This is a genomic window from Acinetobacter sp. 1294243 (genome assembly GCF_000588015.1).
In the GTDB taxonomy this organism is placed as follows: Bacteria; Pseudomonadota; Gammaproteobacteria; order Pseudomonadales; family Moraxellaceae; genus Acinetobacter; species Acinetobacter pittii.
Map to the genome: position 1 here is coordinate 67429 of NZ_JFXG01000009.1, position 13753 is coordinate 81181.

Consider the following 13753-nt stretch of genomic DNA (forward strand, 5'->3'; position numbering starts at 1 on the left):
AAGCAGGTTATAAACCTGCTTGCCAGAATGCCTCACCAGCTGCAATAGGATCATTTGTCTTTTCGAGTGTTTCAATCCAAACAGGATATTGACGAATGACTGGATGCTGACTTGGATGAAAGTCTTTTTTAAACCAATCTAAATATTGGCTTTTCATGGCAGTTAATGTGCCATTTTTGCCGAAGAACCAAGGTAAACCTTTAAGGTTCATCAAGAGTCTTTCTCTTGGACTAAAGCCATCACATTTCAACATGATGTTGGTGCGATAGAGTGTAAAGCCAAACATTAGTACTGTCGTAAGAACCAATACAAAACGACGAGTCGACTCAGGAACTTCACCTACTTGTTTCATGACATCAAAAGCAACATCGCGGTGCTCCATCTCTTCAATGGCATGCCAAGCAAACAGCGCTCGAACATAGGGGTGAGCATTTTCTAAAGTTTTTTTATGGCTATAAAACGTTTCTGCCATTAGCGCTGTTAAATGTTCCGCTGCTGCTGTCATCGCAATATTGTATTGTGGTGAGCGTTTGGTGAGTTCAAAACGAAAAATTCTTTTAAGTGTGGCTGTGAACTGGTCAACAGGCATGCCTTGCTCTTTCATGAGCTGATTCATTTTGTCATGTGCAATACCGTGTTGAGCTTCTTGTTTAATAAAGTCTGCAACCCGTTTTTGTAGTTCAGGATCATCAATTTTGTCTCGGAACATACGGACACATTCAATAAAATAACGCTCTCCATCTGGAAAGGTTAAGCTGAGCGCATCAAACATACGAGTCAAAAAAGGATCATTATTAAACCAAAAGCGAGGCGCTTCGTTTAAATGAAAATCTAGATCTTTACGAACTACTGGCTCGACCTGATAAGAAACATGTGCGTTCATATTTTTATTTCTCGCATCTAACATGTTCATTAGTATGTCGCTAATAGTCGGCTTTGTTTTGACAGTTATTGCCAATTTTTATACAGTTTGCGACAAGATGGCATTAAAAAAAGGATGAGCCATGCAGGATTTTACGATTTCAAATGGCTACTTTTATCTGTGGAATACTTATCTAAAAGAGAAAGGAATCGATTGGCAGGCATTAAACCTTACAGATGTTCAGGCCCGTCAAGTTCAAAATATTTTAGCTTCATCTATTGATGCTCAATCTTCTTTAAACTTTTTTCTTGAACTTTTAGAGCTGACAGAGTCTCGTCTACAAGTTTCTAATTTAGCCCTAGAAATGGCAACTTGTATTACACCTGCCAATTTTGGTGTACTGGGATATATGGCTTCTCGGAGTGGCAGCTTTGCAGAGGTTCTTGAATATGTCATGAAATTTCATCGTCTCGTGATTGACGGTGAGCAAGTCGTGCCTATGCAAGTTGAACAAGATGCTTCTAACATTCGTCTGTATTGGCCGCTAGTTGATGCCAGTAATATCATACTTTGTGAGCTGACTTTAGCTGCTATGGTTCAGCTTGCTAAACAAATTGCTCCTTTCCATGATTTTCTCTTGCAGCATGTTGAGTTTGTGCACCGCTCACGTGGTCCCTTAGTTCACTATCAGCGTTTCTTTCAATGTAAATTATCATTTGAGCAACCTTACTATGCATTAACTTTTGCAAGTGAGGGATTGAATGTTCGTCCTCGACATGCGGACCCCAGCTTAATGCAACTTTTGGTGAAACAAGCAGAAGAGGCATTAGCTCAGCGGAAAATACATACAGATTTAGCCCAGCAAATACATTGGATTGTTCATGAATATTTTAAACATAAGCAACAAGCCCCTAAAATAGAGGATATTGCCATCGAGTTGAATATTTCAGTACGAAGCTTGCAGCGTCAATTACAGTCATTAAATACTTCATTTAAATTAATTTTAGATACTGAACGCATGAAACGCTGTGAAATATTACTTCACCAAAATGAAAGCCTCACCACAATTGCTGAACAGTTAGGATATTCCGATCAGTCGGCACTTGCACGGGCTCATAAAAATTTGACAGGACAAACTTTACTCACGCGGAAAAAGGAATTACAACTCGCCAATAAAAATATTGAGAAATAAGTTTTGTGTGATTGTTTTTTGATCGGGAAGCAATCTAATAATGGCTCGAAAATAGGAAGCTTTGATCATTGAGAAAAGTTTCAAAATATTGATAAATGTACACCATGGGTTGTATGAATCATACAATCGAATATCGCCATAACGTTAGACCTGTTCAATGGACAAAAAATAGCGTTAAAATGCGATGTTCTTGTATTTCTACAAACAACTCCTCAATTTTAAATAATTCAAGGAAAGCACAACCCTATGTCACGTCTTGCCACCCGTTTTGAAAAGCTTAAGTCCCAACAACGTAAAGCGCTTGTATCTTATGTTATGGCGGGTGATCCACAGCCACAAGTAACGGTTCCGTTACTGCATAAAATGGTTGCGGCAGGAGTAGATGTCATTGAGCTTGGTTTACCATTTTCAGATCCAATGGCTGATGGTCCGGTAATTGCGCTTGCAGCTGAACGTGCGCTTGCAGCAGGGACTAACACGTTGGATGCACTCAACATGGTAAAAGAGTTCCGTGAGCAGGATCAGGAGACACCTGTTGTTTTAATGGGTTATCTCAATCCGGTTGAGGTGATTGGTTACGAGAAGTTTGTTTCTCATGCGAAACAATGTGGTGTAGATGGCTTATTACTTGTGGATTTACCACCAGAAGAGTCAAAAGAGTTTGGTGCTGTGTTGAAACAACATGATATGGACCAAATTTTCTTGCTTGCGCCAACTTCTACAGATCAACGCATTCAACATGTGACTAATCAGGCAAGTGGTTTTATTTACTACGTTTCACTTAAGGGTGTAACTGGAGCAGCAACACTTGATACGGCAGAAGCTGCTGCGCGTATTCAAAAAATCAAAAATGCCACTAATATTCCAGTGGGTGTTGGTTTTGGTATTAGTGATGCCGCTTCAGCAAAAGCAATGGGTAATGTTGCTGATGCCGTGATTGTAGGTAGTGCTTTCGTTAAAAATTTTGCAACGTTGGCAGCGGATGACGCTGTTGAACAGACGGTGAGTAAAGTCAAGGAGCTTCGAGCAGCGCTCGATGAGTTAGTATGAATCAAGAAGTGAAATCAGGGAAAGTTCTTAGCCCTTCGACACCATGGACAAAACGTCCGGTTCCAGGTATTGAAGTCGCAGATGAGCAACAAATTCTCAAAGCAACATTTACTGAGCCAACGATTGAATGTCCTGAATGTCATGCACTAGTGACACGTACAGCAATTTCTTTCAATGCATATGTTTGTCCGCAATGTGACGAACACTTACGAATGAAAGCTCGTGACCGCTTGAACTGGTTCTTCGATAATGTTGTAACTGAATTGGGTCAAGAATTTACTGCAAAAGATCCATTAAAGTTTGTTGACTCTAAACCGTATCCAGATCGTATGCGTGAAGCGCAAAGCAAAACTGGTGAAACGGAAGCGTTAATTGCCATGCAAGGTAACTTAAATGGCGTAGATATGATTGCATGTGCTTTTGAGTTCGACTTTATGGGCGGCTCAATGGGTACAGTTGTAGGTGATCGTTTTGTAAAGGCTGCCGAGCTTGCAATTGAAAAACGTCAGCCATTAATCTGTTTCGCAGCTTCTGGCGGCGCGCGTATGCAAGAAGGTATGTTGTCGCTTATGCAAATGGCGCGTACTTCTGCTGCGATTCAAAAATTAAAAGATGCTGGCTTACCATATATCGTCGTGTTAACACATCCTGTGTATGGTGGTGTAACAGCTTCTTTAGCAATGTTGGGTGATATTCATATTGCTGAACCTAAAGCAATGATTGGCTTTGCTGGTAAGCGTGTAATTGAGCAGACTGTACGTGAAACTCTTGAAGAACCGTTCCAACGTGCTGAATATTTGCTTGATCATGGTGTAATCGATCAGATTGTTCATCGTCATGCTTTACGTGATACTGTATCTCGACTTGTATCGAAATTGATGAACTTACCTTGAACCAACAAGCTCCACTTTCAATAGACTCTTTAGATACATGGCTCAATTATTGGAGCCATGTTCACGTTACAGGGATAGATCTTGGTCTGGAACGTGTAATTCCTGTTGCAGAAAAGCTGGGTGTAACTCAGCCTCATGCTAAAGTTTTTACAGTAGCCGGAACGAATGGTAAAGGCTCAACCACAACCACACTGGCTGCGATATTAAACGCACAGGGTTATAAAGTTGGGTTATATCAGTCACCGCATATCTATCGCTTTAATGAGCGAGTTAAGTTAGGTGGAGTTGAAGTCGATGATCAAAGTCTGATTGATGCTTTTGTTCAAGTCGATCAGGCTCGTCGCGATTGTGATTTAAGCTTATCTTTTTTTGAAGCAACCACTTTGGCTGCTTTTGTTATTTTTAAACAACAACAATGTGATGTATGGGTGCTCGAAGTCGGTTTGGGCGGACGTTTAGATGTCGTCAATGTGATTGATCCCGACATTGCAGTGATTACTAATATTGGCCTAGATCATATAGACTGGTTAGGCGATACCATCGAAAAAATTGCTTTTGAAAAAGCAGGCATTATTCGTCCATATATTCCGGTTATCTTCGCGGGTGAGCAACAATTACCGCAAGCAATTCAAGATAAAGCACAAAGTTCACAAGCAGACTTATATACCGTTAATCGTGATTATTTTTATAAGCTCGCAGAAGATGGACAAAACTGGTACTTTGCTTCGGAAGGAACCACTTTAAAACTTCCTTTAGGTACATTAGCGATTGAAAATATTGCAGGAGCAGTTGCGGCCATTTTAAATAGCGGACTAGAGATTTCTCAGTCAGCATTAGAAAAAGGTATTCAATCTGCTCGCTTAGCAGGGCGTTTTGAACAGCGCCAAGTGGACGGGAAAACGGTCATTTTTGATGCTGGGCACAATCCACATGGTGTTGAATTTTTGTTAAAGCAATTGCGAAATTTCTTAGAATACAATAAACAGTACACAGAAGTTGTCGCAGTATTTTCAATGCTGGCAGATAAAGATATAAAATCAGTGGTCGATTTATTGAAACCTACTGTTTTACATTGGAAAATTGCTGAATTGAATGTGCCGCGTGCTGCACCGATTCAGCAACTCAATGATGCCTTGCAAGGCCAGACAGTACAACAATATGGCAATATCAAAGAGGCTTTTAAATCAGCGCTTGAGCAAACAAATAACAATCAGCTGATTTTGGCCTGTGGTTCGTTTCATACTTTAGAAGCGATTTGGGAGTATTTGGAAGAATGTCAATGAATAACAAACAACGCTGGATGGGTGGCGTTGTTTTACTAGGAGGTGGTGTTTTATTGGCAGCATTACTTCTAAAAGGAAATGAGGAAATAAAACAGGTTGAAGCTCAACCATCCGCATCCACATCGCCAAAAACTCAAACTAAACCAAAACAGACAACTGAAGGGCAAATGGTACAACTACAACCGCTTGCGGTTGATGTTGAGACTGAAAAACGTTTGCTAGAAGAACAGCGTCGTGCACGTGAAAAGGCCGTTGCTGAACAAGAAGCACGTGCAGCTGAGTTCTTAGCAATGCAGCAGCAAGCTGAAGCTGATGCTGCTCGTAAAGCTGCAGCAGAGTACGCTGCGATTAATGCGCGCCGTACAGCGGCTCAAGAAAGTTCAGATAATATTCCACCGGAGTTAGTGGGTGAGGCGAAAGCTAAAAACCAGCAAACCAATACGGTGAATAAAATAACTGATACTTCAAAAATAGATGCAGACAAAAAAGCTGCTGAAGCAAAACGCCAAGCAGAAGCAGACAAGAAAGCAGCTGAAGCTAAACGACAGGCAGAAGCAGACAAAAAAGCAACTGAAGCAAAACGCCAAGCAGAAGCAGAAAAGAAAGCAGCTGAAGCTAAACGACAGGCAGAAGCAGATAAAAAAGCTGCTGAAGCAAAACGCCAAGCAGAAGCAGACAAGAAAGCTGCTGAAGCCAAACGACAAGCAGAAGCTGATAAAAAAGCCTCCGATGCTAAACGAAAAGCTGAGGCTGAGAAAAAAGCTGAAGCTGAAAAAGCACGTGAACTGCTTGAAAATGGCGATAAAAAGTGGATGGTTCAAGTCGCTTTGGCTGCTAACCAAGCCAATGCAGATGCAGTTGTTTCTAAATTACGAGCTAAAGGCTATAAGGTCACTACAAGCCCAACCAGTAAGGGTATTCGTATTATGGTTGGACCTGCAAAAGACCGTGATACAGCAGATGCTGCTCGTAAGAAAATTACTTCTGATTCAAGTTTAAACATGAAATCAGCGTGGGTGATTGACTGGGTACCGTTAGACCAACGTTAACCAAATTAAAAATTCCACTCAAGATGTTACTAAGATGGATTCGACAGTTGCTGTTGAATCCATTTTACATTTTCAGGTGTAAATAATCGGTCAATGTTCTTCCAAATAATATGATAACCGTAACCCCCTTGTTTCATTTCCTTAACCGCATCATCAATTGCCCAATTTTCAAAAATAATGCGATACATGGCAACGCTGGCGCCTGTACGATCTGAACCATGGTAGCAGTGCAATAAAACGCGCTGATCATTCTGTTTGGCAAGTTTGATTTGTTGCATGACTTCTAAGAGGTCATGTCGGTCAATTGCCCAAGTGTTGATAGGAATATGCACAAGATTAAAATTTTCATTTTTAAAAACTAAACTATCTGCGTCTTTGGCTCTTAAATTAATGATCGTTCCAATTTGATGATTCTTTAATTCAGAAATCATTGCAGTATCAGGTTGTTCACTGCGATAAACATCATTACTAATTTGATAAAAGTTATGAGTCTGAGAAACTAAGCTTCCCCAATCTTGTGGTCGATGCTCATGGGCGATACTTTCGTGCTGAATACACCCTTGTAAACTTATACAGATGACAAGTGTAAGGAGCGATAATTTCTTCATGTTTGATACCGTTTAAGCTCATCGGGGTCGTGAGCACAAATTATTTCAATCGTGGGTTCATGTTGGGCTAAATGCTGTAAACGCTTGAGGTTAAAAAGACGCTTTTCATTATCTTCTGCAAATGTTTTTTCCACCAGACCAAGTGATCTTAATTTATTTTTAGGGTTTAACTCTAGGTGTGAGTAGTAGGCATCTCCACAAAATAATAACCATTGATTTTGTTGCTTTATGGCAATCCCGCAATGTCCAGCTGTATGTCCTAACAGTGGTATCATTAAAATTTCATCTTGAAACAGCGGAAAACCTTTGACTTTTTCGAGGTTGAACCATGCTTCACCTTTTTGATATTCAACGAAGTTCCAATACCGATGATCTTTATATTGATTGGTTCTATAGCGAAGTTTGCCTTTAAAATTTGGAAGTTGGGCAGCGTTGTATTCTGCTGCTAAAACATGAATTGTGGCATGAGGAAAATCTGAGATACCACCAGCATGGTCAAAATCAAGATGAGTGACAAAAATATGCTGTACATCTTTGGGACTAAACCCGAGCTTTTGAATTTGTTGGATCGCACTAAATTCAAGATTATGCTCAATATTGCCTAAGCGTTTAACTAATGAGCCTAGGCGCTGCTTCATATGTAAGTAATCTTGCAAGCCAAAGCCAGTATCGATAAGCACTAAGCCTCGATCAGTTTCAACTAAAAGACAATGACAGATTACTTCAGCTCGGAAGCCTTTTTGTCCAAATAAGGGTGCACAAACTGGGCACATGCTGCCGCACTTTAAATGATGAATTTTATAGATCATGATTTTTATTTTTTTACCGAATCGTTTCGAGTTATAACTGATCTGGACAATAAAAACCATGAGTATTCAATACATAAATAAAAAAGCCATCACTACGGATGACTTTTTCGGGTGTGATATTTAATCTAAGTGTGCCTACGCGCTTTGCTTGTCTTGTAGGGAATTTTTCAGATATTTGCCTACGCACTGCGTTTGTCTTGCAAGCAATAAAACCTTTAGTCGATTTTATTGTTTTCAGGCTGTGGCGTGAGGCGTAAATAAGGTTTAACAGCCGTATAACCTTTAGGGAAACGTTGTTTAATTTCTTCTTCATCTTTAAGTGATGGCACAATAACGACATCTTCACCTTGCTGCCAGTTCGCAGGTGTAGCGACTTTATGCTTGTCTGTTAATTGTAATGAATCCACAACACGTAAGACTTCGTTAAAATTTCGGCCCGTCGAAGCAGGGTAGGTAATGATTAAGCGAACTTTTTTGTTAGGATCAATAATTACTAAAGAACGCACCGTGAGTGTTTCACTGGCATTAGGATGGATGAAACCATAAAGCTCAGATACTTTACGATCTTTATCTGCAATGATTGGAAAGTTTACAGTTGTATTTTGTGTTTCATTGATGTCGTTGATCCAGCCTTTGTGAGACTCTACATCATCTACTGACAAAGCAATCGCTTTAACATTACGCTTCGTAAATTCATCTTTTAATTTTGCTGTATAACCTAATTCAGTTGTACATACGGGAGTATAGTCGGCTGGATGTGAAAATAAGATTCCCCAACTATCCCCTAAAAAATCATAAAAATTAATTGTGCCTTCACTCGATTCTTGTTGAAAATCGGGAGCAGTATCTCCTAATCGTAGTGTCATGATCGTTCCTCAATTGCGCATAATTTGTTATTCGATTGAATGAATATGCAGCATTTACTTTATGATTAAAATTATTGTTTTTGTATTTTATTATGAACTTTTTATATAAGTGTAAATATATATGACTAAAACTCATTATTTTAAGTGCTTAATCAATGTAACTTTAAGGTAAATTTGCTAAATTAGATTTCTCGGAAGTTATGCTTAATCGATGAGCGTTAATGGTGTGTTTTTGGTGCTCGGCACATTAAGGGGAGATTAGATGAATGAAAAAACCATTCGTCTAACTATCAGTTTTTTTTTATGGGTTTTGTGCAAACCCCTTGTACTTCAAATTTCTGGCACCATAATAAACGACTGAGAAAAAGTTTATTCATTTGACCAAGCAAGATTTAGAGAGTTTATCCATGTTGGCAAGTCTGATCGGAGGTATCTTCGGTACAAAAAATGAGCGTGAACTCAAACGCATGCGCAAAATTGTTGAGCAAATCAATGCGCTCGAGCCGACGATATCAGCTTTAAGCGATGCAGACTTATCTGCAAAAACTCCAGAATTCAAACAACGTTATAATAATGGCGAAAGTTTAGATAAATTACTTCCAGAAGCGTTTGCAGTTTGTCGTGAAGCTGCTAAGCGTGTGATGGGTATGCGTCACTATGACGTTCAGTTAATCGGTGGTATTACTTTACATGAAGGTAAGATTGCCGAGATGCGTACTGGTGAAGGTAAAACCCTTATGGGTACTCTGGCGTGTTATTTAAACGCTTTGAGTGGCCAAGGTGTACATGTCATTACTGTGAACGATTATTTGGCACAGCGTGATGCCGAGTTGAACCGCCCATTATTTGAATTTTTGGGTCTATCAATTGGTACGATTTATTCAATGCAAGGTCCGTCAGAAAAAGCGGCAGCTTACCTTGCCGATATTACTTACGGTACCAATAACGAATTCGGTTTTGACTATTTACGTGACAACATGGTGTTTTCTTTAGCAGAAAAGAAACAACGTGGTTTGCACTATGCCATTATCGATGAAGTTGACTCCATCTTAATTGATGAGGCTCGTACACCATTAATTATTTCTGGTCAAAGTGAAGACTCTTCACACCTCTACAGTGCAATCAATACGATTCCACCTAAATTACATCCGCAAAAAGAAGAAAAAGTAGCAGATGGTGGGCATTTCTGGATTGATGAAAAGCAGCGTTCAGTTGAAATGACCGAGGTTGGTTATGAAACTGTTGAACAAGAACTTATTCAGATGGGCTTGTTGGCTGAAGGCGAAAGCTTATATTCAGCAACAAACCTGAACCTTGTTCACCATGTATCTGCTGCTATTCGTGCGCATTTCCTATTCCAACGTGATGTTCACTATATTATTCATGATGGTGAAGTGGTTATTGTCGATGAACATACGGGTCGTACGATGCCTGGTCGTCGTTGGTCAGAAGGTTTGCATCAAGCTGTTGAAGCAAAAGAAGGCTTAGAAATTCAGCCTGAAAACCAAACTTTAGCGACAACAACATTCCAGAACTATTTCCGTCTCTATAAAAAGCTTTCAGGTATGACAGGTACTGCTGATACTGAAGCTGCGGAAATGAAAGAAATTTACGGTCTTGATGTTGTGATTATTCCAACTCACCGTCCAATGATTCGTAACGACCAAAACGATTTAATTTATTTAAACCGTAACGGCAAATATAACGCGATTATTCAAGAAATTATGAATATTCGTCAGCAGGGTGTTGCTCCAATTTTGATTGGTACAGCAACCATTGAAGCCAGCGAAATTTTATCTTCTAAGCTAATGCAAGCTGGTATTCATCATGAAGTTTTGAATGCAAAGCAGCATGAGCGTGAAGCTGACATTATTGCTCAAGCGGGTAGCCCGAATGCAGTAACGATTGCAACTAACATGGCTGGTCGTGGTACGGATATTATCTTGGGTGGTAACTGGAAAGCTAAGCTTGCCAAACTTGAAAACCCAACAGCAGAAGATGAAGCACGTCTAAAAGCACAATGGGAACAAGACCACGAAGATGTATTGCAAGCCGGTGGTTTGCATATCATTGGTTCTGAACGCCATGAATCACGTCGTATTGATAACCAGTTACGTGGTCGTGCCGGTCGTCAGGGTGACCCTGGTGTTTCTCGCTTCTATTTATCTCTTGAAGATGACCTTATGCGTATTTTCGCAGGCGACCGTGTCGTTGGTATGATGCGCGCGATGGGTTTAAAAGAAGATGAAGCGATTGAACATAAAATGGTGAGCCGTTCGATTGAGAATGCTCAGCGTAAAGTTGAAGCGCGTAACTTCGATATTCGTAAGAACTTGTTGAAATACGATGACGTGAATAATGAACAGCGTAAGATTATTTATTCACAACGTGATGAAGTATTAGCTGAAAACACCTTAAAAGAATACGTTGAAGAAATGCATCGTGAAGTGATGCAAGGCATGATTGCTAACTTTATTCCACCAGAGTCAATTCATGACCAGTGGGATGTGGAAGGTTTAGAAAATGCTTTACGTATTGATTTAGGTATTGAGCTTCCAATTCAAGAATGGTTAGACCAAGATCGTCGTTTAGATGAAGAAGGTTTGGTTGAGCGTATTAGCGATGAAGTAATTGAGCGTTATCGTCAGCGCCGTGCTCAAATGGGTGATGAATCAGCAGCAATGCTTGAGCGCCATTTCGTTTTAAACTCTCTTGATCGCCATTGGAAAGATCACTTGGCTGCAATGGATTATTTGCGTCAAGGTATTCACTTACGTGGCTATGCGCAAAAGAACCCTGAGCAGGAATATAAGAAAGAAGCCTTCAACTTGTTCGTAAACATGTTGGGTATTATTAAAACTGATGTTGTAACTGATTTGTCTCGTGTACATATCCCAACACCAGAAGAACTTGCAGAAATGGAAGCTCAACAGCAGCAGCAAGCTGAATCAATGAAGCTTTCTTTTGAACATGATGATGTAGATGGTTTAACTGGTGAAGTTACACTTTCTCAAGAAACCATGAACGAGTCTGCCGATCAGCAAGCTTTCCCTGTTCCAGAAAGCCGTAATGCCCCATGCCCATGTGGTTCAGGATTAAAATATAAGCAATGTCACGGTAAGATCTAATCTGCCTTCACAAAAAAAGCAGAACAATTGTTCTGCTTTTTTTATGTTTGTAGTAAGCCTGTGAATAATGTTTGCAGTTTTAAGCATTAAATGCTATTTACTTCTCATCCAGAGTGTATGTTGGAAAGACAATGAAAAAAGTATTACAACCTTTATTTTTAACTGTTCTTGCTGTACCAAGTTTTGTTTTTGCAGCAGAAGCAGCTTCAGCCCCTCAAACGACAACGGTTGACAAAGTACTTGCAGCAAAAGGCCCAACTTCGGCTCAAGCTGTAGTGAAGCAAGAAAATACTACAGTGATTAGTCCACGTACAGGTATTCGCTATACGTTGGGTAACACAGGTAATCGCCCAATTATTTTACAAACTACAGCGATTGCTCCGGCAAACTCAGCAAACATTAATCGAATTGTGGCAAGTAACCCAGCTCTTTCTGCAAAAAGCCAAGAAAAAGCAAAAGTTGCTTTAATTGGTGAAGCAGCAGTAGCAGGACCAGCAGCAGTTGCAGCAAGCAATGTAACAGCGCCAGCTGCAACAAATAGTGTTGCTCCCGCAAATCCTGCATCAATGAATTAATTCATATACGTATAAAAAAGCCAGTTCAAATTGAACTGGCTTTTTTATGGGGGTGTCTTTACAACTTTAAATCTGATTATTCACATCATCATTTTTTGTTTCACGAATGAGTAAGAATGCGATAAGTGATAAAAGTGATGCAGCAGTAAGATAATAACCAACCGCATATAAACCATAAGTTTCAGCAAGTTTAGTCGCAATCAGTGGGGCAAACGATGCACCAAAAATACCAGCCAAGTTAAAAGTTAATGCTGAACCTGTATATCGAACTGAAGTTGGGAAAAGTTCAGAAAGAACTGTACCAATTGGACCATAGGTTAAGCCCATAATCGCCAAGCCAGTACATAAGAAAAGGAATACGATTAAGGTATTTCCAGACTCTAACATACTAGAGAAGAACAAGCCGAAAATCGCAGCAGCGATACAGACGCCAATAGAAGTTGTTTTCCGACCAAATTTTTCTGCAAAAATAGCAGATAAAGGAATAAATGCGGCAAAGCAAAGTGTGGCAAACAATTGAAGTTCTAAAAACTCTCCACGCGCATAACCCAGTTTAGTGGTTCCCCAGTTTAAGGCAAATACGGTAGTAAGATAGAACACAACAAAGGTACAGATTGCTGCAACTGTACCAAGAATAAGCTTACCTGTATGTTTGGTTAAGACTTCTTTAAATGGAATATTAACTTCTTTTTGCTTATCTAAGACTTTCTGGAAAGCTGGAGTTTCATGAAGTTTTAAACGGATATATAAGCCAACAATAACCAATACAGCACTGGCAATGAATGGAATACGCCAACCCCATTGCATGAATGCTTGCTCAGGAATAACTGCACTCAATAATAAGAATGAACCTGTTGCCAGAATAAAGCCAATTGGAGCACCTAGCTGTGGAAACATCCCGTACCATGCTCTTTTACCTTCTGGGGCATTTTCAGTCGCTAATAATACTGCGCCGCTCCATTCACCGCCTAAACCTAAGCCTTGTCCTAAACGACAAACAGCTAATAGTAATGGTGCGATAATTCCGATTTGAGCATAAGTTGGAAGTAAACCAATACATACGGTTGAAATACCCATGGTCAGTAAAGCTGCAACTAGAGTTGCTTTACGACCGATACGGTCTCCTAGATGGCCAAATAATGCGGCACCGATAGGACGAGCAATAAAGGCAATTGCAAAGGTTGCCAGAGATTGTAAGACTGCGGCACTGCCACTACTAGCAGGAAAAAATAGGTGAGGAAAGATAATCACGGCAGCTGTTGCATAGATATAAAAGTCGAAGAACTCAATGGTTGTACCGACTAAGCTTGCAAACAAAACTCGTGTTTTTGAATTAGTGGCTACTACAGGAGCAGCAGTCGCAGAAGTTGACTCCATATAAGTCCTTATATCCGTTAAAATTTATTTTTAATGACTACTCTTTTTAAAGACGTATTTT

General features: G+C 39.9%; 12 protein-coding genes. 7 read left to right on the plus strand and 5 right to left on the minus strand.

The features are described from left to right. Window positions 1-7 precede the first annotated feature (7 nt). Window positions 8-883, minus strand: a complete 876-nt coding sequence (locus J655_RS16335; RefSeq protein WP_025468518.1) for a metal-dependent hydrolase — start codon at window positions 881-883, stop codon at window positions 8-10. 121 nt (window positions 884-1004) lie between these two features. On the opposite strand from J655_RS16335, the gene J655_RS16340 reads away from it, so the two are divergent. The 5 genes from J655_RS16340 to J655_RS16360 all read left to right on the plus strand — a co-directional run bounded on the left by J655_RS16340 (window position 1005) and on the right by J655_RS16360 (window position 6329). Continuing rightward, window positions 1005-2054: an AraC family transcriptional regulator gene (locus tag J655_RS16340; RefSeq protein WP_017482184.1), complete on the plus strand. Its 1050-nt coding sequence runs from the start codon at window positions 1005-1007 to the stop codon at window positions 2052-2054. Between the two features lie 246 nt (window positions 2055-2300). Then, window positions 2301-3104, plus strand: a complete 804-nt coding sequence (gene trpA, locus J655_RS16345; protein ID WP_002116163.1) for a tryptophan synthase subunit alpha — start codon at window positions 2301-2303, stop codon at window positions 3102-3104. Then, window positions 3101-3997 (plus strand): acetyl-CoA carboxylase, carboxyltransferase subunit beta, encoded by an 897-nt coding sequence (gene accD, locus J655_RS16350; protein WP_032052662.1) that lies wholly within the window; start codon window positions 3101-3103, stop codon window positions 3995-3997. The genes trpA and accD overlap by 4 nt, the downstream gene beginning before the upstream one ends. Next, window positions 3994-5280, plus strand: coding sequence for a bifunctional tetrahydrofolate synthase/dihydrofolate synthase (gene folC, locus J655_RS16355; RefSeq protein ID WP_017482182.1), 1287 nt, complete (start codon window positions 3994-3996; stop codon window positions 5278-5280). Before accD ends, folC begins: the two co-directional genes overlap by 4 nt. Next, window positions 5271-6329, plus strand: coding sequence for an SPOR domain-containing protein (locus J655_RS16360; RefSeq protein ID WP_032006052.1), 1059 nt, complete (start codon window positions 5271-5273; stop codon window positions 6327-6329). The genes folC and J655_RS16360 overlap by 10 nt, the downstream gene beginning before the upstream one ends. 29 nt (window positions 6330-6358) lie before the next feature. On the opposite strand, the gene J655_RS16365 is transcribed toward J655_RS16360, so the two are convergent. From J655_RS16365 to J655_RS16375, 3 genes are all read right to left on the minus strand, one after another. Then, window positions 6359-6937, minus strand: a complete 579-nt coding sequence (locus J655_RS16365; protein WP_017482180.1) for a dual specificity protein phosphatase family protein — start codon at window positions 6935-6937, stop codon at window positions 6359-6361. Next, window positions 6934-7746: an MBL fold metallo-hydrolase gene (locus J655_RS16370; protein ID WP_181949729.1), complete on the minus strand. Its 813-nt coding sequence runs from the start codon at window positions 7744-7746 to the stop codon at window positions 6934-6936. Before J655_RS16370 ends, J655_RS16365 begins: the two co-directional genes overlap by 4 nt. A gap of 215 nt (window positions 7747-7961) precedes the next feature. Then, a complete protein-coding gene (locus J655_RS16375; protein ID WP_032052663.1) occupies window positions 7962-8612 on the minus strand; it encodes a peroxiredoxin in 651 nt (216 codons plus the stop codon). A 407-nt stretch (window positions 8613-9019) separates the two neighbouring features. On the opposite strand from J655_RS16375, the gene secA reads away from it, so the two are divergent. Next, window positions 9020-11740 (plus strand): preprotein translocase subunit SecA, encoded by a 2721-nt coding sequence (gene secA / locus J655_RS16380; RefSeq protein ID WP_017482177.1) that lies wholly within the window; start codon window positions 9020-9022, stop codon window positions 11738-11740. Between the two features lie 131 nt (window positions 11741-11871). Further along, window positions 11872-12315 carry a hypothetical protein gene (locus J655_RS16385; RefSeq protein WP_002116535.1) on the plus strand — a complete coding sequence of 148 codons (444 nt, stop codon included), beginning with the start codon at window positions 11872-11874 and terminating at the stop codon, window positions 12313-12315. Between the two features lie 66 nt (window positions 12316-12381). On the opposite strand, the gene J655_RS16390 is transcribed toward J655_RS16385, so the two are convergent. Then, entirely contained in the window at window positions 12382-13692 is a 1311-nt protein-coding gene (locus J655_RS16390; RefSeq protein WP_017482176.1) for an MFS transporter, read from the minus strand. Window positions 13693-13753: the final 61 nt, after the last annotated feature.

Coding starts and splice junctions, on each gene's coding strand:
- J655_RS16365 (WP_017482180.1), bottom strand. CDS start 6,937: ATGAAGAAATTATCGCTCCTTACACTTGTCATCTGTATAAGTTTACAA.
- J655_RS16385 (WP_002116535.1), top strand. CDS start 11,872: ATGAAAAAAGTATTACAACCTTTATTTTTAACTGTTCTTGCTGTACCA.
- J655_RS16375 (WP_032052663.1), bottom strand. CDS start 8,612: ATGACACTACGATTAGGAGATACTGCTCCCGATTTTCAACAAGAATCG.
- J655_RS16390 (WP_017482176.1), bottom strand. CDS start 13,692: ATGGAGTCAACTTCTGCGACTGCTGCTCCTGTAGTAGCCACTAATTCA.
- secA (WP_017482177.1), top strand. CDS start 9,020: ATGTTGGCAAGTCTGATCGGAGGTATCTTCGGTACAAAAAATGAGCGT.
- J655_RS16370 (WP_181949729.1), bottom strand. CDS start 7,746: ATGATCTATAAAATTCATCATTTAAAGTGCGGCAGCATGTGCCCAGTT.
- accD (WP_032052662.1), top strand. CDS start 3,101: ATGAATCAAGAAGTGAAATCAGGGAAAGTTCTTAGCCCTTCGACACCA.
- J655_RS16335 (WP_025468518.1), bottom strand. CDS start 883: ATGAACGCACATGTTTCTTATCAGGTCGAGCCAGTAGTTCGTAAAGAT.
- J655_RS16360 (WP_032006052.1), top strand. CDS start 5,271: ATGTCAATGAATAACAAACAACGCTGGATGGGTGGCGTTGTTTTACTA.
- trpA (WP_002116163.1), top strand. CDS start 2,301: ATGTCACGTCTTGCCACCCGTTTTGAAAAGCTTAAGTCCCAACAACGT.
- J655_RS16340 (WP_017482184.1), top strand. CDS start 1,005: ATGCAGGATTTTACGATTTCAAATGGCTACTTTTATCTGTGGAATACT.